Origin of the sequence: Mycobacterium sp. 134 (assembly GCF_048282715.1) — a bacterium.
Lineage (GTDB): Bacteria > Actinomycetota > Actinomycetes > Mycobacteriales > Mycobacteriaceae > Mycobacterium > Mycobacterium septicum.
Genome location: NZ_JBLVUN010000008.1, coordinates 5,836,364 through 5,855,184, shown reverse-complemented (window position 1 = coordinate 5,855,184; position 18,821 = coordinate 5,836,364). Strand labels below are relative to the sequence as shown.

22 protein-coding genes are annotated in these 18,821 nt (G+C 64.9%); 12 read left to right on the top strand and 10 right to left on the bottom strand.

Features of this window, described 5'->3' with window-relative positions:
• The first annotated feature begins 8 nt into the window (after positions 1-8).
• Genes ACNQVK_RS32950 through ACNQVK_RS32925 form a run of 6 tightly spaced genes read left to right on the top strand, consistent with a single transcriptional unit; the run spans position 9 to position 7,605 of the window.
• A complete protein-coding gene (locus ACNQVK_RS32950) occupies positions 9-1,196 on the top strand; it encodes an MCE family protein (RefSeq protein WP_418032869.1) in 1,188 nt (395 codons plus the stop codon).
• Positions 1,193-2,224 carry an MCE family protein gene (locus tag ACNQVK_RS32945; protein WP_409551193.1) on the top strand — a complete coding sequence of 344 codons (1,032 nt, stop codon included), beginning with the start codon at positions 1,193-1,195 and terminating at the stop codon, positions 2,222-2,224. The genes ACNQVK_RS32950 and ACNQVK_RS32945 overlap by 4 nt, the downstream gene beginning before the upstream one ends.
• A complete protein-coding gene (locus ACNQVK_RS32940; RefSeq protein WP_418032867.1) occupies positions 2,224-3,306 on the top strand; it encodes an MCE family protein in 1,083 nt (360 codons plus the stop codon). Before ACNQVK_RS32945 ends, ACNQVK_RS32940 begins: the two co-directional genes overlap by 1 nt.
• Entirely contained in the window at positions 3,303-4,760 is a 1,458-nt protein-coding gene (locus ACNQVK_RS32935; RefSeq protein ID WP_418032865.1) for an MCE family protein, read from the top strand. Before ACNQVK_RS32940 ends, ACNQVK_RS32935 begins: the two co-directional genes overlap by 4 nt.
• A 14-nt stretch (positions 4,761-4,774) precedes the next feature.
• Positions 4,775-6,013 carry an MCE family protein gene (locus ACNQVK_RS32930; protein WP_418034475.1) on the top strand — a complete coding sequence of 413 codons (1,239 nt, stop codon included), beginning with the start codon at positions 4,775-4,777 and terminating at the stop codon, positions 6,011-6,013.
• Positions 6,013-7,605, top strand: coding sequence for an MCE family protein (locus tag ACNQVK_RS32925; protein WP_418032863.1), 1,593 nt, complete (start codon positions 6,013-6,015; stop codon positions 7,603-7,605). Before ACNQVK_RS32930 ends, ACNQVK_RS32925 begins: the two co-directional genes overlap by 1 nt.
• Positions 7,606-7,682: 77 nt before the next feature.
• On the opposite strand, the gene ACNQVK_RS32920 is transcribed toward ACNQVK_RS32925, so the two are convergent.
• Positions 7,683-8,195, bottom strand: a complete 513-nt coding sequence (locus tag ACNQVK_RS32920; RefSeq protein ID WP_418032861.1) for a hypothetical protein — start codon at positions 8,193-8,195, stop codon at positions 7,683-7,685.
• 165 nt (positions 8,196-8,360) lie between these two features.
• Between ACNQVK_RS32920 and ACNQVK_RS32915 the strand changes: the two genes are divergently transcribed.
• The 4 genes from ACNQVK_RS32915 to ACNQVK_RS32900 all read left to right on the top strand — a co-directional run bounded on the left by ACNQVK_RS32915 (position 8,361) and on the right by ACNQVK_RS32900 (position 10,598).
• Entirely contained in the window at positions 8,361-8,720 is a 360-nt protein-coding gene (locus ACNQVK_RS32915) for a hypothetical protein (RefSeq protein ID WP_090424827.1), read from the top strand.
• 22 nt (positions 8,721-8,742) lie between these two features.
• Positions 8,743-9,141, top strand: coding sequence for a hypothetical protein (locus ACNQVK_RS32910; RefSeq protein WP_409551394.1), 399 nt, complete (start codon positions 8,743-8,745; stop codon positions 9,139-9,141).
• A gap of 159 nt (positions 9,142-9,300) precedes the next feature.
• Positions 9,301-9,966: a hypothetical protein gene (locus ACNQVK_RS32905; RefSeq protein ID WP_418032859.1), complete on the top strand. Its 666-nt coding sequence runs from the start codon at positions 9,301-9,303 to the stop codon at positions 9,964-9,966.
• A complete protein-coding gene (locus ACNQVK_RS32900) occupies positions 9,963-10,598 on the top strand; it encodes a twin-arginine translocation pathway signal (RefSeq protein WP_418032857.1) in 636 nt (211 codons plus the stop codon). Before ACNQVK_RS32905 ends, ACNQVK_RS32900 begins: the two co-directional genes overlap by 4 nt.
• Here the strand turns inward: ACNQVK_RS32900 and ACNQVK_RS32895 are convergent.
• Genes ACNQVK_RS32895 through ACNQVK_RS32885 form a run of 3 tightly spaced genes read right to left on the bottom strand, consistent with a single transcriptional unit; the run spans position 10,595 to position 11,409 of the window.
• The gene (locus ACNQVK_RS32895; RefSeq protein WP_418032856.1) at positions 10,595-10,804 is read right to left on the bottom strand and encodes a hypothetical protein; all 210 of its coding nucleotides are present in this window, start codon (positions 10,802-10,804) and stop codon (positions 10,595-10,597) included. The two genes, ACNQVK_RS32900 and ACNQVK_RS32895, sit on opposite strands and share 4 nt — an antisense overlap.
• A gap of 43 nt (positions 10,805-10,847) precedes the next feature.
• Positions 10,848-11,174, bottom strand: coding sequence for a hypothetical protein (locus ACNQVK_RS32890; RefSeq protein WP_418032854.1), 327 nt, complete (start codon positions 11,172-11,174; stop codon positions 10,848-10,850).
• 10 nt (positions 11,175-11,184) lie between these two features.
• Positions 11,185-11,409: a hypothetical protein gene (locus ACNQVK_RS32885; RefSeq protein ID WP_044515506.1), complete on the bottom strand. Its 225-nt coding sequence runs from the start codon at positions 11,407-11,409 to the stop codon at positions 11,185-11,187.
• 96 nt (positions 11,410-11,505) lie between these two features.
• Here ACNQVK_RS32885 and ACNQVK_RS32880 point away from each other — a divergent pair, with 96 nt between their 5' ends.
• Positions 11,506-12,753, top strand: coding sequence for a TetR/AcrR family transcriptional regulator (locus ACNQVK_RS32880; RefSeq protein WP_418032853.1), 1,248 nt, complete (start codon positions 11,506-11,508; stop codon positions 12,751-12,753).
• Here ACNQVK_RS32880 and ACNQVK_RS32875 read toward each other — a convergent pair.
• The 3 genes from ACNQVK_RS32875 to ACNQVK_RS32865 all read right to left on the bottom strand — a co-directional run bounded on the left by ACNQVK_RS32875 (position 12,720) and on the right by ACNQVK_RS32865 (position 15,129).
• Positions 12,720-12,989, bottom strand: coding sequence for a membrane protein (locus ACNQVK_RS32875; RefSeq protein ID WP_004571515.1), 270 nt, complete (start codon positions 12,987-12,989; stop codon positions 12,720-12,722). The two genes, ACNQVK_RS32880 and ACNQVK_RS32875, sit on opposite strands and share 34 nt — an antisense overlap.
• Positions 12,990-13,005: 16 nt before the next feature.
• The gene (locus ACNQVK_RS32870; RefSeq protein ID WP_418032852.1) at positions 13,006-14,490 is read right to left on the bottom strand and encodes a flavin-containing monooxygenase; all 1,485 of its coding nucleotides are present in this window, start codon (positions 14,488-14,490) and stop codon (positions 13,006-13,008) included.
• A 72-nt stretch (positions 14,491-14,562) separates the two neighbouring features.
• A complete protein-coding gene (locus tag ACNQVK_RS32865) occupies positions 14,563-15,129 on the bottom strand; it encodes a TetR/AcrR family transcriptional regulator (RefSeq protein ID WP_418032851.1) in 567 nt (188 codons plus the stop codon).
• Positions 15,130-15,244: 115 nt separating this feature from the next.
• Here ACNQVK_RS32865 and ACNQVK_RS32860 point away from each other — a divergent pair, with 115 nt between their 5' ends.
• A complete protein-coding gene (locus ACNQVK_RS32860; RefSeq protein WP_418032850.1) occupies positions 15,245-16,084 on the top strand; it encodes an alpha/beta hydrolase in 840 nt (279 codons plus the stop codon).
• Between the two features lie 24 nt (positions 16,085-16,108).
• On the opposite strand, the gene ACNQVK_RS32855 is transcribed toward ACNQVK_RS32860, so the two are convergent.
• The 3 genes from ACNQVK_RS32855 to ACNQVK_RS32845 all read right to left on the bottom strand — a co-directional run bounded on the left by ACNQVK_RS32855 (position 16,109) and on the right by ACNQVK_RS32845 (position 18,804).
• A complete protein-coding gene (locus ACNQVK_RS32855) occupies positions 16,109-17,047 on the bottom strand; it encodes a DUF5996 family protein (protein WP_418032849.1) in 939 nt (312 codons plus the stop codon).
• A 111-nt stretch (positions 17,048-17,158) separates the two neighbouring features.
• Positions 17,159-17,428: a DUF3303 domain-containing protein gene (locus ACNQVK_RS32850; protein ID WP_418032848.1), complete on the bottom strand. Its 270-nt coding sequence runs from the start codon at positions 17,426-17,428 to the stop codon at positions 17,159-17,161.
• Positions 17,425-18,804, bottom strand: a complete 1,380-nt coding sequence (locus ACNQVK_RS32845) for a cytochrome P450 (protein ID WP_418032847.1) — start codon at positions 18,802-18,804, stop codon at positions 17,425-17,427. Before ACNQVK_RS32845 ends, ACNQVK_RS32850 begins: the two co-directional genes overlap by 4 nt.
• Positions 18,805-18,821: the final 17 nt, after the last annotated feature.

The window sequence follows — 18,821 nt, the reverse complement described above, 5'->3', positions numbered from 1 at the left end:
GGCATCCGATGTCGCGTGACGCTAAACGTCAACTGACAGGACTGATCACGGTCCTGGTGATCGCCGCGATCGTCGTCGGGGCGATCGTGATGTTCCGCGGTGGGGTCGCGCCCACCGCGTCGGTGACTGTGATCTCGCCGCGCGCCGGCCTGGTGATGAACCCCGATGCCAAGGTCAAGCTGCACGGTGCACAGGTCGGCAAAGTGGTCTCGATCGAGACGCTGCCCGACGGGCAGGCGGCCCTGAAGCTCGCGATGAATCCCGATGATCTGCAGCTGATTCCGGTCAACACGGGGGTGGAGATCGCCTCGAGCACCGTGTTCGGCGCCAAGTTTGTCCAGCTCGTCCCGCCGGCGGAACCGTCGCAGACATCGATGTACGCCGGCCAGGTCCTCGACGCGACCCACACCACCGTCGAGATCAACACGGTGTTCGAGCAGTTGGTGTCGGTGCTCGCCCAGATCCAGCCGGAAAAGCTGAACGAGACGCTGGGTGCGATGGCCCAGGCCATCGACGGCCGCGGCGACAAGATGGGCCAGACCTTGGTTGACCTGGACGCCCTGCTGGCCAAGATTGCCCCCAGCCTTCCGACGATGAGCCATGAGATCGCCGTCGCACCGGGTGTGTTCAACGCGTACGCCGACGCCAGTTCGGACCTTGTGGAGACCATCCGCAGCGCAACCAGACTGAGCGACACGGTCGTCGATCGGCGCAACGACCTGGACGCGCTGTTGATCAGTGCGATCGGGCTGGCCGATGTCGGGAACGAGGTGGTCTCGACCAACAGCGCCGGGGTGACCGACGCCATGCGCCTGCTGGTGCCGACCACGAACCTGCTCAACCAGTACAACCCGGCGCTCAACTGTGTTCTCAAGGGCATGGTGCCGCTGGCTATGGGGCCGCCGCAGCCGCTACCCGGCGTCATGTTGTTGGACTCGTTCCTGCTGGGCACCGAGCGCTACCGCTACCCGGGCAACCTGCCGAAGGTGGCCGCCACCGGCGGACCGCAATGCCAGGGCCTACCCGAGGTCGGTTTCGAACAACGGCCGCCGTTTGTGGTCACCGACATCGATGCCAACCCGGCGCAGTACGGAAATCAGGGAATCTTGTTGAACTCCGAAGGTCTCAAGCAGGCGCTGTACGGCCCGCTCGACGGTCCGCCCCGCAATACCCCTCAGATAGGACAACCGGGATGACGCGCAGCCGCGGCACCGCGATCAAGTTCGGAGTGTTCGGAGTGACGATGTTGCTCCTGACCGGAGCGTTGTTCGCGATCATGGGTCAATACCGGACAGGGGCGGTCAACGGCTATTCGGCCGTGTTCACCGATGCGTCCAGCCTCAAGGTCGGAGATTCCGTGCGTGTAGCGGGAATCCGCGTCGGCACCGTCAATGACGTTGCGCTGCAGCCGGACAACACCGTGCTGGTGCATTTCGACTCGGACCGAGAGGTCGTCATGACGACTGCCACCAAGATCGCGGTGCGTTATCTGGACCTGGTTGGCAACCGGTATCTGGAGCTGCTCGACAGTCCGGGATCAACCAAGCTCCAGCCGCCGGGTTCACAGATACCTGTGGAGCGCACGGAGCCGGCGCTCGATCTCGACCTTCTCCTGGGCGGGCTCAAGCCCGTCATCCAGGGTCTCAACGCCCAGAACGTCAACGCGTTGACCAACTCACTCATTCAGATCCTGCAGGGCCAGAGCGGGACAGTGGAATCGCTGCTGTCCCACACGACTTCGTTCACCCAGGCACTCGCCGACAACGGGCAGACGGTGCAACAGCTGATCGACAACCTGAAGACCACTGTGGCAACGGTCGCCAAGGACGGGGACAAGTTCTCCGGCGCCGTCGAGCAACTGCAACAACTCATCACCGGTCTGTCACAGGAACGCGATCCCATCGGTGAGGCGATCACCGCTCTCGACAACGGAACCGCTTCTCTGACAGACCTGATGACACAGGCCCGGCCGCCTCTGTCGGGGACCGTCGATCAACTCGCCCGGCTGGCGCCGCTGCTCTCCAACGAGGACGACATGGCGCGGATGGACCTGTCGTTGCAGAACGCACCCAAGAACTACCGCAAGCTGGTGAGGTTGGGAGCCTACGGCAGCTTCATCAATCAGTACCTGTGCGGCATGAATGTCCGGGTCACCGACCTGCAGGGGCGCACCGCGTACTTCCCGTGGATTATGCAGAACACCGGCCGCTGTGGGGAGCCCTGATGCTGAAATACCGTGGATCGCACCTCATCCGGAGCGGACTCATCGGCATTGTGCTGATCGCGATGGTCATCGCCGTCGGACTTCAGCCGCAGGCGCTGTGGTCATGGGCCACCTCGGTGAAGTATCACGCGCAGTTCGCCGAGGCGGGCGGGCTGACGACCGGTAACGACGTCAAGATCTCCGGTGTCACCAAGGGCCTGGTGACCGATGTCAGCCTGAGCCACGGCAAGGCCTTGGTGACCTTCACTCTTGACAGCAAGGTGCGTCTGGGCCCTGCCACCACCGCGCACATCCGCACCGGGACGATGCTCGGGGCCAGGATGCTGACCCTGGAGCCGGCCGGCGCGGGAACAATGCGCGCCTCGGAAACCATCCCCATCACCAGGACGGCCTCGCCGTATTCGTTGACCAACGCCGTCGGCGACTTCACGAACAACACCGCAGGCACCGATACGGCCGCGCTTACGCAGTCCCTGGATACGTTGTCGGACACCATCGATCGGATGGCGCCTCAGCTTGGGCCGACGTTCGAGGGGCTGTCCCGGCTGTCGGAGACGCTGAACAGCCGCAACGAGTCCCTGTCCAACCTGCTCAAGAGTGCCGCCGACGTGACCGGCATCCTGTCGAAGCGTAGCGAGCAGGTCAACACCCTGCTGCTGGATGCGAACGCGCTGACCGGGGTTCTCGACCAGCGCCGGTACGCGATCGTCAACCTGCTGGCCAATACCTCCGCACTGTCCCAGCAGCTTTCCGGACTCGTCCGCGACAACGAAGAAGAGCTCGCGCCCACGCTCAAGCAGCTCAACTCGGTGTCGGCGATGCTGGAGAAGAACCGCGACAACATCGCGGGCGCACTGGCGGGCCTCGCCAAATACCAGGTTACCCAGGGTGAATCGGTGAACAACGGCTGGTATTACAACGCCTTCGTCGGGAACCTCCTACCGGCACAGACTCTTCAGCCCTTCCTCGACTACGCATTCGGATTCCGGCGCGGCACCAACGCTGGCCAACCGCCGGACAATGCCGGACCGCGCGCCGAATTCCCCTGGCCCCACAACGGCATTCCTGGAGGAAGTCGATGATCGCCCGTAACCGCAAGCGGATCAGCCGCGCCGCGCTGGTGCTGCTGGCCGTGCTGGCCCTGGCCGGCACGGTGATGATAGTGCGGCAGACTGCCTTCAAGCCCACCACCATCACTGCGTACTTCACCTCTGCCACCGCGATCTACCCGGGCGACGAGGTTCGGGTGGCAGGCGTCAAAGTCGGCTCCATCAAGAGCATCGAACCGGTAGGTGGACAGGCGCGGATCACCCTCGCCGTCGATCACGGCGTGAAGATCCCGGCTGATGCCAAGGCAATCCTCATGGCGCAGAACCTGGTCGCGGCCCGGTACGTCCAGCTGGCGCCGGCCTACGAGGACACCGGCCCGACGATGGCCGACGGTGCGCAGATCGGGGTTGAGCGCACCGCGGTGCCCGTGGAGTGGGACCAGGTCAAGGACCAGCTGATGCGATTGGCGTCCGATCTGGGGCCGATCAACGGCGCGTCGGCCACCTCGCTGAGCCGCTTCGTCGACAGTGCCGCCGCAGCCATGAACGGCAATGGCGAGAAGCTGCACGAGGCGATCAGCCAGTTGTCCGGTGTCGCGAAGATTCTGGGTCAGGGGAGTGGCGATGTCGTCGGCATCATCAAGAACCTGCAGGTCTTCGTGACGGCGCTGCGAGACAGCAACGCCCAGATCGTGGAATTCCAGGGGCATCTCGCCAATGTCACCAGCGTGGTCGACGAAAGCCGCTCCGATCTGGACGGCGCCCTGACCAACTTGGCGGACGCTGTCGGCAACGTTCGGCGCTTCATCGCCGGTACTCGCGACCAGACCGCCGAGCAGCTTCAGCGCTTGAACAACGTCACCCAGAATCTGGTGGACAACAAGGCCAAACTCGAGAATGTTCTGCACGTGGCGCCCAACGCGATCGCCAACGGCTACAACATCTACAACCCGGACAGCGGCACCGCCGTCGGCGCGTTCGCGTTGTCGAACTTCGCCGATCCGGTTTCGGTGGTGTGCTCGGCGATCTCGGCGGTGAAGAATGCCACCGCTGCTGAATCCTCCAAGCTCTGCGCCCAGTATCTCGGGCCGGCCCTCTCACTGATCAACTTCAACTACCTACCGATGCCGTTCAACGCCTACCTCCGCAAGGCGCCCAGCCCGGAGAACCTGGTGTATACCGACCCCAACCTCGCACCCGGCGGGGCAGGCGGACGTCCGCAGCCATACGAAGATCTACCGCCGGCCGTTTCGGCGTACACCGGCGCCAATGACGTGGCACCACCGGCCGGATGGGGCGCACCCCCGGGCCCGCCTGGGTCGTACGCACCCAACGGATTGCCTGCGAACACCTCTCCAGCGGCGTACCCGGGATCGCCGATCGTCTCGGATCCGCCGATACAAGCGCCAAAGACATTGCGGGACATGCTGCTTCCAGCTGAAGCTGCACCGGCTCCCGCACCGCCGGCGCCAGGAGGCACCCCTTGATCACTCGGCTGTCGCTGACGCGGCTGACTGCGGTAGTCGCCTGTTCGGTGGCCACGCTGACCGGCTGCGCGTTCCACGGGTTGAATTCGCTGCCTCTGCCGGGCACCGTCGGGCGTGGGGCTGACGCTACGACCTATCACGTCGAACTCGCCAATATCGGTACTTTGGAAGCGAATTCGCCGGTAATGATCAGTGACGTCATCGTGGGTAGTGTCTCGCGGATGGTGGTCAAAGGCTGGCATGCGGACGTAGAGGTCTCGGTCAAGCCGGACGTCGTCGTTCCGGGCAATGCGGTGGCCACCGTCGGGCAGACCAGCCTGCTGGGCTCTATGCACATCGCACTCGATCCTCCGCTGGGGCAATCGCCGTCCGGGCGGCTGGCACCGGGAGCCACGCTCGAGCTCAATCAGACTTCGACATATCCGTCGACCGAACAGACCCTGTCGTCGCTGTCCGTGCTCGTCAACGGCGGCGGACTGGGCAAGATCGGCGACCTGGTCACCGAATTCAACGCAGCGCTGGGCGGCCGGGAAGACAAGATCCGCGATCTCCTCACCCAGCTCGACAACATCGTCGGGATGTTCGCCAACCAGCGCGACGACATCAACGCCTCGATCACCGCACTGAACCGGCTGGCCGGCACGCTGTCCGGACAGCAGGAGGTGATCACCACCGCGCTGCAACGGATCCCGCCGGCACTGGACATCCTGGTCAAGGAGCGCCCCCGCATCACCACGGCGTTGGAGAAGTTCGGCCGGTTCAGCGATACCGCAACCAACCTTGTCCATGCCACGCGGGACGATCTACTCACCAACCTGCGCAACCTCGAGCCGACGGTCAAAGCGCTGGCGGATGTCGGCCCGAATCTGGGCACCGTGTTGGCCTATGCGCCGGCGTTCCCCTATCCGCAGAACTTCATCGACCGGGCGATTCGCGGGGACTACCTCAACCAGTTCATCACCTTCGATTTCACCGTTCCGCGGCTGAAGAGGGGATTGTTCCTGGGCACCCGGTGGGGCCAGGAGGGCTTGCCGTTGACGCCGGCGCCCGGCGATCCCTGGTTCTCGAACTACACCAAGGATCCTCTGAACATGCCGCTGACTCCGACACCGCCGGCGGTGGCCACGATGCCGCCGCTTGTCGACCCGGCACCGGCCGACCCGGCCTCGGTGCCCGCACCGGAACCGCAGCCCGAATCGACTGCCGTACTGGCACCTTCTGACCCCGCAGAGCCGAACGGAGGTGGCAACTGATGCTCACCCGTTTTGTCCGAATCCAGCTCGCCATCTTCGCGGTGGCGTCGGTGATCGGCATGGCCCTGATGTGCATCGTTTATCTGCAGGCTCCGACCCTTTTGGGAATCGGGCGAATGACGGTGACTCTGCAACTGCCGGGAACCGGTGGGCTGTACCAGTTCTCGAACGTCACCTACCGCGGCGTACAGATGGGGAAGGTCACTGAAGTACGGCCCACCCGTGAGGGAGCTGTGGCGACACTGTCGCTGAACACGTCACCCAAGATCCCTGCGGACCTGCATGCCGCGGTTCTGAGCGTGTCGGCAGTAGGAGAGCAGTACGTCGATCTGCAGCCCCGCAACGACTCCGGACCGTATCTGCATGACGGCTCTGTGATCCCAGCATCGAATGCATCGATCCCTCAAGCCGTGGGGCCGATGCTCGACCAGGTCAGTTCACTCATGGGCAGCATCCCGAAGGACAAGATCAGCCCGCTGCTCGATGAAACCTTCAAGGCCTTCAACGGCACTGGAAACGACATGGGGGCATTGCTGGACTCCTCGTCGAGACTTATCTCCGAGGCGAACGCTGCCTCCGATCAGTCCCGTGCGCTCATCGATGACGGAGCGCCGCTACTCGACGGGCAGGCCGAATCAGTCGATGCGATCCGCACCTGGGCTCGCAGCATGGCGGGAATCACCAAGCAGGTCGCCGACGACGACCACCATGTGCGCACCCTGCTGAAGGACGGACCGGGAACCGCCGACGAAGCATCCCGTTTGTTCAATCAAGTCAAACCCACGTTGCCGCTGTTGCTGGCCAACCTCACCAGCCTGGGCCAGGTCGGGGTGACCTACCACCCCTCCCTGGAGCAGTTACTGGTGCTGCTTCCCCCAGTCGTTGCCTCTACACAGTCCTACGGTGCGCCGAAGAACAACCCGGTTGGAATGTCATTGGGTGACTTCACCCTCAATATCGGCGATCCGCCGGCCTGCACCGTTGGGTTCCTGCCGCCGTCGGCGTGGCGTTCTCCCGAGGACACCAGCGACATCGACACCCCTGACGGGCTGTACTGCAAACTGCCGCAGGACTCGCCGATCGGTGTCCGCGGAGCGCGCAACTACCCATGCATGGGGAAACCCGGAAAGCGCGCTCCCACCGTCGAAATCTGTGACAGCGACCGACCTTACGAGCCGTTGGCGATGCGCCAGCACTCCCTCGGTCCCTACCCGATCGATCCCAATCTGCTTGCTCAGGGAATCGCGCCGGATTCGCGTGTCGATCATGACAAGTTCATCCACGGCCCGATCGAGGGAACGCCACTTCCGCCGGCTGCGGTGCCACCAGGCGAGGCGCTGCCACCTGGCGCGCCGCCGGCCGAGGCGCCGCAAGAGGATTCGCCAGTGGTTGATGTTCCGCCGACCCCTGATGCGCCGGCCATGGCGCCGAGTGCATTTTCCCCCAATGGATCTGACGGCCCGTCGGTCGCGATTGCCACCTACGACCCGCGTACGGGACGGTACGCCACACCAGACGGCAAAGTGTATCGGCAGTCGGACCTTGTGCCGCGTTCCGGTGACAGAACATGGGAAGACCTCTTCACCACCTGAGCCGAGAAAACCCCGCGATGGATTCCATCGCGGGGTCTTGGCGCCGGATCTGACCGGGCAGCTGAAAAGCTGTCCGGTCAGGCCGTTTTCACCAGCTTGAACGGCATCGTGATGAATACGACCCTGCTACTGCCGCACGATCCGCTGACGCCGGTGGTCGAATCCTCGCCCAGAAGCGTCGTCGATGCCGGATCGGTTGCGGTGGCGTCCGCGTTCGAAGGGAAGAAGCGGTACACCTGCAGACCCGGGCCCGCGGTGCCGTCACCGCATGGCTGCCAGTTGTCCACGGTCTTCTTGACGTACCAGACGCCGCTCTTCTTGTAGATGGGTGCGCTCCATCCCCAGTCAGTGTCGACCGTGCCGGTGCACTCGCTCGGGTAACTGCATGTCGTGGAGATGGTCCAGGTGCCGCGAATGCTGGCCTCGCCGTGGAATATGTCGTTTGTCTTGGCCCACTCGCCATTCGACGTGGCGACGTAGGTACCGTTGAGACCCCAGCTCGGGGACGCTTCGGCGATTGGGCTGCACAAGCCGGCTACCGCAGCGGCGGTAACCAACCCTGCCCCAATGAATGCCGTCGACACCCGCATGACCCAAACTCCTCTGTCCACCGGCCACCGGCGGTCGCCGCGGCAGTGTTCACTGTGCAACTTCTGCTGCTGATTTGACGGAGAATGTCCCACCTAGTGGGCCATTCAGTGGCAAGCGGATTCAGCCGTGCCACAGTGTCGTACGTGCGGATACCGGTGGCAGCCATGGCAGGGCTGCTTGTCGCGGCGGCGCTGACCGCCCCAGCCCCAGCCAGGGCAGAACCTGCCGGATGCAGTGAACCCTCGTGCGTACCCGGGATGGCCGGCGGCGTCGTGCTAGGCGCGCCGTGTTCGGATACGGCGTATTACGTCTTCGGCACCACCTCGTGGGGCCGGCTTGTCTTCTGCGGGTCGCCGCGCCGTTACGAGCCGCGGTACTTCCGGTCGCCGCCGCTGAAAGGCATTCGCGAGGAGAACTCCCCATGCACAGGTTTCGAGAATTCCGTCGCGCAGGCGCCCGACGGACTCTTCCTGAGTTGTGTGTCCAGTGACGGATCGAGCAGGTGGCTTCGTGGCGACCTCTGAGCGTGCGGTCGCGCTGAGCGCGATGTTCGCCGTCACCCTCGGTGCGTGCCTTCCCCTGGCGATACCGGCGCACGCGGACGAGGACCCGATGATGCACCGCGTGACCTACACGGTCACCGCCGATGAGCCGACGACCGTCGGCATCTACTTCCGCGAGGTCGACCCGCCGACATGGGCGGACTACAGCCACAATCCGTACGAGTTCAGCCCCAAGGACGATCTCACGCTGGAACCGGGCAAGCCCTGGATCCGCGAGGTCATGCTCGCCGATCCGATGAAATGGGCGATGGTCACCGTCAGCACCGGCGGGTTGGCTCCGCAAACGCCGCGGACCCTGAGTTGCGAAATGGCGATCGACGGAGTCGTCGTCGACCGTGCGGCCGGCCCCAAAGGGGCGTTGTGTTCGCTGCGGAACTGGTGAGGCACGAGTTCGGCAGCCACGGATTTGTCCGCTGGGTGGGACAGCCGCGGCGATGCGAACTTCGGCGGCATTAGCGTGTGGCAGCAGTCACATCGGCCATGAGGCGACAGCGGTAACTGATGCCATCCGCGATTGGCCGAGACCAACCGGAGGTGCACTATGCGGTTACTCAGCCGCTCCGACCAGGAAACTGAGACAGCCGTGCTCGAACCGGCCGACGACGTGAACCCCCAGCTGAGCGACGGCGATCTGGAGTTACTGGATCAGCCTGAAGGCGACGCGGACGACGCCGAGGCAGACGAGGACCAACAGTTGGCCCGGGGCACAAAGCGCAGGTGGCGTCCGAGACTGGCGACGTTGCTCGCCGGCGTGGCGATCCTGGTCAGCGGGGCGTTGCTGGCGGCAAGTGGATACATGATCTGGTACCACCAGCAGGCTGATCGTGAGCAGCAGCGCCGCGCGGAGTTCTCGGCGGCAGCATCGCAAGCCGCCGTCACCCTGATGTCGATCGACAGTGCCACGGCGCAGGACAACGTACGGCAGATCATCGACAACTCGACCGGCCAGTTCAAGGACGACATCCAGTCCTCCGCAGAGGATCTGGTGAAAGCGGCGCAAGACTCGAAGGCGACGACGAAGGCGACCGTGAAGGCCTCCGCGGTGCAGTCGATGGATGCGGAGTCCGCAGTCGTCCTCGTCGGTACGGCCACCACCGTCAGTAACTCGGCCGGGGCGAATCAGCAGCCGCGCAACTGGCGCTTGAGCCTCACCATGGTCAAAGACGGGGAACAGATCAAGATGTCGAAGGTGGAGTTCGTCCCGTGAGCACAGGCACAGCTGAAGCAGATACCGAGAACACAGCCGACGGTGAATCGATAACCGAGGAGTCAAACACCGACGACGTCACCGAGGTTGAGGCCGAGCAGGCCGTCACTGACGAGGGTTCCGAACCCCGGGAGCGGTGGATCCACCGCGTTTCCCGGCGTTGGCGCCCGATCGCGGTCGTCTGTGTACTGCTGGCCACGGCCAGTTCGGCAGCAGCACTCTATTTCGGCGTATACCGCGTGGATCACGGGAATGCCGGGGCGTCCACGACGGTGATCGACGCGGCGTCGGACGGTTCGGTGGCGTTGTTGTCCTACGCTCCAGACAGTTTGGACAAGGACTTCGCAGCCGCGCGATCCCGTTTGACCGGTGATTTCCTGGCGTACTACAGCGAGTTCGCCGACAAGTTCGTGGCGCCGGCGGCCAAACAGAAAGACATCCGGGCCACCGCCTCGGTGGTTCGCGCCGCGCCGATCACCGTGCAGTCCGGCACCGCGGAGGTGCTGGTCTACCTGAACCAGGCGACAACCAGCCGCGACAACCCCGAACCGGCACAGGCGGCCAGCGCCGTGAAGGTCGGGCTCACGAAAGTCGATGGGAATTGGCTGATCTCATCGTTCACCCCCATCTAGCAGGCTGAGGGCAGGGATTCACGGGCGGACTCGACGCGAGTCGAATGGCCCTGGGGCATCGAACGGCTTTGTGTCCCAGAGGTGTTCCACGTTGTGCAGCCACCGTCGCGGGCGATCAGCATGATGCGTTGTGCGGGGCTGGCGGTGCGGCCTCGCAACGCCGCTACCGCGTCGACCGCACCCGCCTGCATGATTCGAACCTGCATTCGATCACCGGCAAGATCGGCCGCCGCGTGCCGGGAGCGGTGCCTAGTGCGCGTCGCGTTTCGGCAGCAGCGTCTCGTGGGCCGAAGACGTCGCGGCGCGGAACAACACCGCGACCAAGGCCAGCGCGCCGAGTGCGGCCACCGGGATGGTCCAGAGTCGGCGCATCATCAGGGCCGAACCGCACTTGTCGACGTACTCCTGGCCGGCGGCGCTGGCTTGCACGAGGTGCGCGCCGTACCCGGACCCGCAGGGGATCTGCATGCCGAACTTGTCGAAGTCGTCCAGATAGACCGGCATGCTCAGCAGGTACAGCCCGATGCCGAGCACCACGGCTCCGGCGATTCCGATGTAGACGGCGCGATAGCTCACCGTTCCCCCTTCATGTCATGCATACGTCGGTGAACAACAACACCGGCCACGAGACGATCGCCCCCAGAAAGGACACCACCGCGTCGAGGCCGCCCATCTCTTGCAGGTGGTCGGTGTGCGTGCCGGACCAGAAGGTGCCGATCAGCAGATACGGCACACCCAGCACCACAGCTACGACGATCAGTTCGCCGAGTGCGACACGGTAGGCCAGCAACCTCCGCAACCTGACAAGCACTGGACCCCCATCCGAACATATTGCCGTCTATGTTAATGACTATTCTCACCCGAACTACCATTTTGACCCGGCTGTTCGGTCGGTTAGTGTGACGGAATGGCGCGCATCTCGCCCCGGTCGATCGACAGTGGTGCCAATGGTGTGCGACGCCGTCCGAAAGACCGAAAGGCCCAGATAGCGCGGGCCTCGGCGGAGTCCTTCAGTGCACTGGGATATCACGGCGTGAGCATGGAGGCCATTGCCTCGCGGGTCGGGATCTCGGCGGCCGCGTTGTACCGGCACTATTCGAGCAAGTACGAATTGTTCCGCGACGCCGTGCTCAACCTCAGCCAGCAACTCGTCGATGGCACAGCGTTCGCCGACGAGCCCGACGGGGACCCGCGGGAGCAGTTGCGCAGGCTTGTCGCGGCGCTCAGCGACACCGCGTTGGTTAACCGCGAATCCGGTGGGTTGTACCGCTGGGAGGCGCGTTATCTGCGCGGTGACGACCAGAGCACCCTCGATGCGCAGGTGCGCACCGTGCACCGACGGATTCACCGGCCGTTGATGGAACTGCGGCCCGAACTCAGCTCGCGGGCCCGCTGGACCCTGTCGACCGCGGTGCTCGGCGTGATCGGCAGCGTCGTCGATCATCGGTCCAAACTGCCTGCTGGTCAGATCCGCGAGCTGCTCGCCGAGATCTGCGACACCATGCTGGCAGCCGAGCTGCCCGAGTTCCCCGGTCCGGCCGATGCCGTGACGACGTCCCCCGCTGCCGCGAGCGTAACGAAATACGAAGCGCTGCTGACCGAATCGATGCGGCTGTTCAACCGGAACGGCTACCGCGACACCACCATGGAGGACATCGCCGCCGCGGTCGGCATGCCCGCCTCGGGGATCTACCGATACTTCTCCGGCAAATCCGACATCCTGGCCGCCGGGTTCCGGCGCGCCGCCGACCGGTTGTCGGCGGACATGTCGGAGGTCCTCGGCGCGGCGTCGGACCCCGAACAGGCGCTGGGCGCCCTCATCGACGACTACGTGGCCAGATCGTTCGACCGCCCGGAGCTCGATTACGTCTACTACACCGAACGCCTGAACATGACGCCCGCCGACCAGAAGATCCTGCGCGACCTGCAACGTGCGGCCGTGGAATCGTGGGTCGAGGTCGTCATGCCGGTACGCCCGCAGTGGAGTGCGGGGCAGGCGCGCTTCGCGGTTCATGCTGCGATGGCCTTGGTGATCGACTTGGGCCGGCTCATGAACTATGAGAATTCGGAGCAGGCCCGAGCCGTCGTCGCCGTCATGGTCGATATGACGCTGCTGGGCCGCTACCGGTTGCGGACGGCGTTGCCGGCGAGGTAGGCCACGTAGCCGAGCGTGCCGATGGTTGCCAGCTTGCGGGTCTTGGGCAGCAGGAGGCCCAGGCCGATCGCGGTCTCGATGCCACCATTGGTGTAGATGTGCTTCTGCGTGTCCTTGGGGAACGCCGGCTTGGTGATCGACTCGAACAGCTGCGGCTTCACGAAATGTGAGACACCGGCGCCGGCCACGCTGAGGCCGACGAGCTTGACCAGCTTGGAGTTCTTGCCCTCTGCCATGTGTGATCCTCTCTGATCAGGCAAATGTGTAGTCGCTCAACGGGAATCGTGAAGCTTCCGCGACGGCCCGGCGGGTCGTCATCGGCCGGAGCAGCGTTGCCTCGCCACTCGGGTTGAAATAGTACGACCGTGCCGATGCGCAGTTTCCGAGGGTGAACAACGAGTCGCCCAGCGCTTCGGTCATCAGGTCCAGGTAGAGACTGTTGGCTTCTTCGGTGACCTCGAACGTGGTCGCCTTCCGGCGCTTGACCTCTCCGAACAGACGGTCCATCAGGCGCATCTGATACTCCATCGTGTTGAAGAAGTTCAGGCCCAGGAAGGCGTACGGACTGGCCAGGCTCAGGTAGTTCGGGAAGTACGGCATCGAGACACCCTGGTAGGCCTGGAAGCGGGTCTCCCGCCACCACTTTCCGAGGTTGCGGCCGTCGCGCCCGATCACCTCGATGGCCGGGAAGTTGGCGTCCCACAGGTCGAACCCGGTCGCCAGGACCAGCGTGTCGATGGCTGTCTTGGTGCCGTCGGCGTTGACGATGCCGTCGGCCTCGATCCGTTCGATTCCGTCGGCCTGCAGGTGTACGTGCGGTTTGGTGAATGTGCGGTAGTACCCGTTGGAGAACGTCGGGCGTTTGCAGCCGAAGTCGTAGTCCGGGGTCAGCTTACGGCGCAGTTCGGGGTCGCGGATCGAGGCGAACCGGTGCAGCTTGGCCAGGTCGGCCGCGGCGATGTTGAACCGGCGGAAGTACCGGTGCTTGAGCACCGCGGTGTCGACCATGAACGCGTAGATGGTGTCGGTGACGGTGCGGATCGCCCGTTGGGCGGCCGGTACTCGGGAGAACAGACGGCGTATCTGTGGAGGGAACTTCAGGTCGATCTTGGGCACGACCCAGATCGGGGTGCGCTGGTAGACGGTCAGGTCCGCGGCCTTCTTCGCCAGCTCCGGGATGAGCTGCACGGCGGTGGCGCCCGTGCCGATGATCGCGATCCGGAGGCCGTCGGGCCGGTAGGTGTCGTCCCAATCGGTCGTGTGGATGACCCTGCCGGTGAAGTCGGCGATGCCGGGGATGTCGGGAGTGTGTGGCTGGGACAGGAATCCGGTGGCGGTGAACAGGAACCGCGCGCTGATCGCTTCGCCGCCCGTCAGGGCGACCCGCCAGCGCGAAGCCTCGTCATCCCAGCGAGCACCTTCGACGGTTGTGTTGAACCGGATGTGGCGGCGCACGTCGTACTTGTCGGCGACGTCATCGGCGTAGCGCTTGATCTCGGAGCCGGTGGAGAACAGTCGTGACCAGTTCGGATTCGGTTCGAAGAAGTACGAGTAGGTGGTGGTGGGCACGTCGACGGCCAGGCCGGGGTAGTGGTTGACGTACCAGGTGCCGCCCAGGTCGTCCTCGCGGTCCAGGATCACGAAGTCATCGATGCCCAGCCGTTTGAGCTGGATGGCAGCTCCGATGCCGGCGAAGCCGGCGCCGACGATGACTGCCTCGTATTCCCCCGGGCTCATGCTGCAGACAGTACCGCAGGTACCGGGTACTTTGTCGAGAGGTCGGATCGGCCGCCAGGTTGCGGCGGTGGGTTATCCCGCGATTCCTGCGGCCTGGCGTGCGGCTCGCACGAAAGCCGGCTTGACCTTCTCGATCCCGTCGAGATACCCGCCGACCAGGGCGGCATCGCGCAACAGCACCAGCGATGCGGCGATCTCGTCTGGTTTGTCCCGGCCTGCGGCCGCCTGTTCCAAGGCGCCGCGGAACCAGTCGCGGTGGGTGGCGATGAGCCGCCGGATCCGGCTGTCGGGGTCGGGGTACTCGGCGGCGGCATTGATGAACGGGCAGCCACGCGTGTGATACCGCGCGACATCCTCGGCGATGCCCTCGATCACCAGCTCCAACATGTCGGTGTCGGGCCCGGCGTGGGTCGCGGCCTGGTCGAAATAGCCGCGGATCGTGGTGTCCTCGGCGGCGAGATACGCCTCGACGAGGTCCTCCTTGCCCTTGAAGTGCCGGTACATGGTGGCGCGGGTGACCTTGGCCTCGGCGAGGATGCGGTCCACCCCGACCGAATGGATGCCCTCGCGATAGAACAGCTCGGTTGCGACGCGCAGCAAGCGCTCCCGAGCCGCTGAGGTGGGTGCCGACGCTGTCATGTCATCGATGATACGAGCGAGCCAGAACGTTCTTTCTTATTTCGGGAACAGACTGCGGGCCGCGGTGGTTGGAGGGGGAGAACGACCGTTCTTTCTGCATCACGAGGAGACCGCAATGACCACCATCACCGCCCGCGAGCTGGCTGAACTGCAACGTGCCAACGCATCCGGCGCCCAACCCGTCGTCTTCGTCCACGGCCTGTGGCTCTTGCCGAGCAGCTGGGACGCCTGGCGGGCGCTGTTCGAAGATCGGGGGTACGTGACTCTCGCGCCGAGCTGGCCCGATGACCCCGAGACTGTGGGCGAGGCACGCCGCGACCCGTCGGTGTTCGCGGGCAAGACCGTTGCCGCCATCACCGAGCATTACGCCGAGATGATCCGTGGACTCGAGCGCAAACCCATCATCATCGGTCACTCGTTCGGCGGATTGATCACCCAGAAACTCGCCGGCCTCGGGCTGGCCAAGGCGGCGGTCGCCATCGACCCGGCCCCGGGGCGCGGTGTACTGCCACTCCCGGTGTCGGCACTGCGGGCGGCATTCCCCGTCATCGGCAATCCGTTCAACTACGGCCGCGCGGTTCCCCTGACCCGCAAGCAGTTCCGTTTCGCTTTCGGCAACGCCGTCTCCGAGGAAGAGTCGAATCGGCTCTACGACGAGTACTCGGTCGCGGGCTCCGCGATACCGCTGTTCCAGGCCGCGCTGGCCAACTTCAACCCCGCATCGGAAACCAAGGTGGACAGCAAGAGTCTGGATCGCGGTCCGCTGCTGATCATCTCGGGCGAGAAGGACAACACCGTCCCGTGGGCCGTGGCCAACGGCGCGTTCAAGCGGCAGAAGAAGAACCCGAATGTCACTGAGATTGTCGAGATTCCGGGACGTGGGCATTCGCTGGTGATCGACAACGGTTGGCGCGACGTGGCCGAGGCGGCGCTCGACTTCGTCAAGAAGGCCTGATCCGAGACGCCCGGCGGCACCCGCTCACCGGGGCGGGTGCCGCCAACGGCGTGGATCGCACTCGAGGCTCGCGCGGTCCCAGTCGGCCAGGTCGGCCGCGGCGGCGTAGGTGGACTGCAGGAATTCCATCAGCGCACGGTCGGGATCGGCGGATGTCCGCACCGCCTCATAGGGCAGCAGGAACTGTTTGAAGTCCGGGCTGTAGAAAGCCGCAGCCGGGCCGATGCGGTAGTCGGCGAATCCCTCCGGCTCGGGATAGGCGTACGCGTAGAACGCGCCCTCCTCGCCGCCGCCCGGCCAGAAGCCGCAACTGCTCAACTCGTGCGAATACCCTTCCACCATCACGCTGTTGGGGCAGTTGGGTGCGCCGCCGGGGTGCTCGGGTGCGGGCCGGCCGGAGAACCTTGTGCAAGCCAGGTCGAATGAACCCCAGAAGAAGTGCACGGGACTCGCCTTGCCGATGAAATATGCCCGGAAGTCGCTGATCACCCGGTGCGCCTGCACCAGCTGCCGCCAGAACAGGTTGGCGGCCTGCGGGTCGTACGACGCGTGTTGGTGATCTTCGGCAAAAGGTATTGCGGGATCAACCTCGTTGGGCCGGGCGTGGATTTGCGCCTCGATGCCCAGTCGATCTAGTGCGGAAAGGGTTTCGGCGTAGAACTGGGCGACCGACTTGGGCGCCAGCGCGACGCTGCCCGATCCGCCATCGCTGGTGCGGATCGCGAGCACGTGGTCGATGAAGTCGAACTCCATGTCGAACAGCCGGTTTCGATACGGAATCGATGACGTGGTCAGACCGCGCGGACTCACATACAGCGTGACCTCCCACCAGTGGTTGAGCAGAGGCGAGTACGTCAGGCGGATCTTCCCGACGATCTGCGTCCACATGTGAAGGGTGTCGCGCGTAGGTCCCCAATCCGATACCCGCAGTGCGGGCCAGGCGTTCTCGGACAGTGTGCTCATGGGCCAGCTACCTGCCTTCCCGCCGCACTACCGCTCAGCAGGCGGCACCGCGAGCATAACTGCGCGCCGGTCTGCTCACCGGCGGAAAGGCAGGCAGCACTTGCCAGGAGGTCAGAACAGCTTGGCGATCACCTCGCCGGCCTCGGTGTCCTCCACGCACGGCGTGATGTCGAAGGTGAGGAACTCGCCCCATTCCGCCACCGACTCGAACATGATCTTGGCGTCGTCGGTCTCCACGATGGCGAAGCCCTGGCCGTTCATCCCCCACCAGCGGCCGAGCATCGTCGATCCTTCCGGAACCTGGCCGCCCGTCTTCTTGAACTTCTCGATCCCGTCCCGGTAGTTCGCCTGCGACTGGGTCCAGTGCACGATGAATTTCATGGCGTACTCCTTCTGGTGATGCGGGCCGGGATCGGCTCCGCGGCGATGACGGTGAAGGGGGTCTCCACCGGGAAGTCGTCGCGCAGGGAGGTCACGGAGATCTCGCGCACGATGGTCGCCAGCGCCAAAGTGGCCTCCAGCATCGCGAAATGATCGCCGACGCAGGACCGCGGGCCACCGCCGAAAGGCAGGTACTGCCAACGGTTTCGACCGGCAGACCGCTCGGGGGTAAATCGGTCCGGATCGAAGGTCAGCGGATCGTCCCATAGCGCCGGGTCGCGATGCATGACATAGAAGTTGACCATCGCCATCGTGCCGGCCTCGGCGCGGTAGCCGTCGACCGTCACCTCCTCGTTGAGCATCCGAGGCGTGCCTGCACCGGGCGGGCACAGTCGCAACGCCTCGTGCAGCACCCGCACGGTGTGCTCGAGGTGCGGCACGTCCTCGGGGGTCAGCGTGCGGTCGCCCAGCGCCGCGACTTCGTCGTACACGCGGGACTGCAGATCTAAGTTGCGGCCCAGCGCCCACAGTGAGTAACACAGCGTCGTCGAGGTGGTGTCATGTCCGGCGAGCATGAAAAGCACCAGTTCATCGCAGATTTCGTCATCGGTCAGCTGCCGGCCCGTATCCGGGTCGCGGGCCTCGATGAGTGCGCGCACCAGCGGCGCGTCCCGATCGGGATCGGTCCGCACTGCGGCGAGGATCTCGGCGCCCAGCCGATGGAGGCGGGCGTTGGCCGCTTTGGCCCGCCGCTGGCCGCCGGTGGGCACCCACTGCGGGAAGTTGACCGGCCGTACCGACCGATCGGAAATCCAGGACAACGCGGTACGCAGCGCGGGGCCGACCTCATCGGCCCGCTCGTCGAGATCGACGCCGAACACCGACCGGCCCAACGCCCGCAGCGTGAGTGCCCGGCACGCGACATCCAGATCGACGGTCGTACCGTCGCGCCAGCCATCCGCGATCGTGTGCGCCGCGGCGGCCATGTGCCCCGCGTACTGCGGGACGTTCCGCTTGGTGAACATCGGCTGCAGTGTGCGCCGGCGCGGCAGCCAGCGCTCGTGCGGCAGATTCAGCAGGTTGCCGCCCATCAGCCGGCGCAGTTCCACCATGTTGATGGCGGTGCCGCGATCAGCGACCGCATCGCGGCGACCCAGGACATCCCGGGCTCCCTGCGGGGAGGTGACCAACAGCACCGGAGGGATCAGCCATCGGGGGCCCAGCACCATCCGGCTGACGGGGCCTCCGGCATCGCGGAGCCGCTGATGCCCCTCGATGAAGGACCGCATCGACTTGATCGTTTGTCGGTAGGACAGGGGATTGCGCGGTGCGAGCGGCAGGGTGGCTGCGGCGGTCCGCGTATCGATCTCGACCATGCGTCGAGTGTCTGACC

Coding starts and splice junctions, on each gene's coding strand:
- ACNQVK_RS32950 (WP_418032869.1), top strand. CDS start 9: ATGTCGCGTGACGCTAAACGTCAACTGACAGGACTGATCACGGTCCTG.
- ACNQVK_RS32945 (WP_409551193.1), top strand. CDS start 1,193: ATGACGCGCAGCCGCGGCACCGCGATCAAGTTCGGAGTGTTCGGAGTG.
- ACNQVK_RS32940 (WP_418032867.1), top strand. CDS start 2,224: ATGCTGAAATACCGTGGATCGCACCTCATCCGGAGCGGACTCATCGGC.
- ACNQVK_RS32935 (WP_418032865.1), top strand. CDS start 3,303: ATGATCGCCCGTAACCGCAAGCGGATCAGCCGCGCCGCGCTGGTGCTG.
- ACNQVK_RS32925 (WP_418032863.1), top strand. CDS start 6,013: ATGCTCACCCGTTTTGTCCGAATCCAGCTCGCCATCTTCGCGGTGGCG.
- ACNQVK_RS32920 (WP_418032861.1), bottom strand. CDS start 8,195: ATGCGGGTGTCGACGGCATTCATTGGGGCAGGGTTGGTTACCGCCGCT.
- ACNQVK_RS32915 (WP_090424827.1), top strand. CDS start 8,361: ATGGCAGGGCTGCTTGTCGCGGCGGCGCTGACCGCCCCAGCCCCAGCC.
- ACNQVK_RS32910 (WP_409551394.1), top strand. CDS start 8,743: ATGTTCGCCGTCACCCTCGGTGCGTGCCTTCCCCTGGCGATACCGGCG.
- ACNQVK_RS32905 (WP_418032859.1), top strand. CDS start 9,301: ATGCGGTTACTCAGCCGCTCCGACCAGGAAACTGAGACAGCCGTGCTC.
- ACNQVK_RS32895 (WP_418032856.1), bottom strand. CDS start 10,804: ATGCAGGTTCGAATCATGCAGGCGGGTGCGGTCGACGCGGTAGCGGCG.
- ACNQVK_RS32880 (WP_418032853.1), top strand. CDS start 11,506: ATGGCGCGCATCTCGCCCCGGTCGATCGACAGTGGTGCCAATGGTGTG.
- ACNQVK_RS32875 (WP_004571515.1), bottom strand. CDS start 12,989: ATGGCAGAGGGCAAGAACTCCAAGCTGGTCAAGCTCGTCGGCCTCAGC.
- ACNQVK_RS32870 (WP_418032852.1), bottom strand. CDS start 14,490: ATGAGCCCGGGGGAATACGAGGCAGTCATCGTCGGCGCCGGCTTCGCC.
- ACNQVK_RS32865 (WP_418032851.1), bottom strand. CDS start 15,129: ATGACAGCGTCGGCACCCACCTCAGCGGCTCGGGAGCGCTTGCTGCGC.
- ACNQVK_RS32860 (WP_418032850.1), top strand. CDS start 15,245: ATGACCACCATCACCGCCCGCGAGCTGGCTGAACTGCAACGTGCCAAC.
- ACNQVK_RS32855 (WP_418032849.1), bottom strand. CDS start 17,047: ATGAGCACACTGTCCGAGAACGCCTGGCCCGCACTGCGGGTATCGGAT.
- ACNQVK_RS32850 (WP_418032848.1), bottom strand. CDS start 17,428: ATGAAATTCATCGTGCACTGGACCCAGTCGCAGGCGAACTACCGGGAC.
- ACNQVK_RS32845 (WP_418032847.1), bottom strand. CDS start 18,804: ATGGTCGAGATCGATACGCGGACCGCCGCAGCCACCCTGCCGCTCGCA.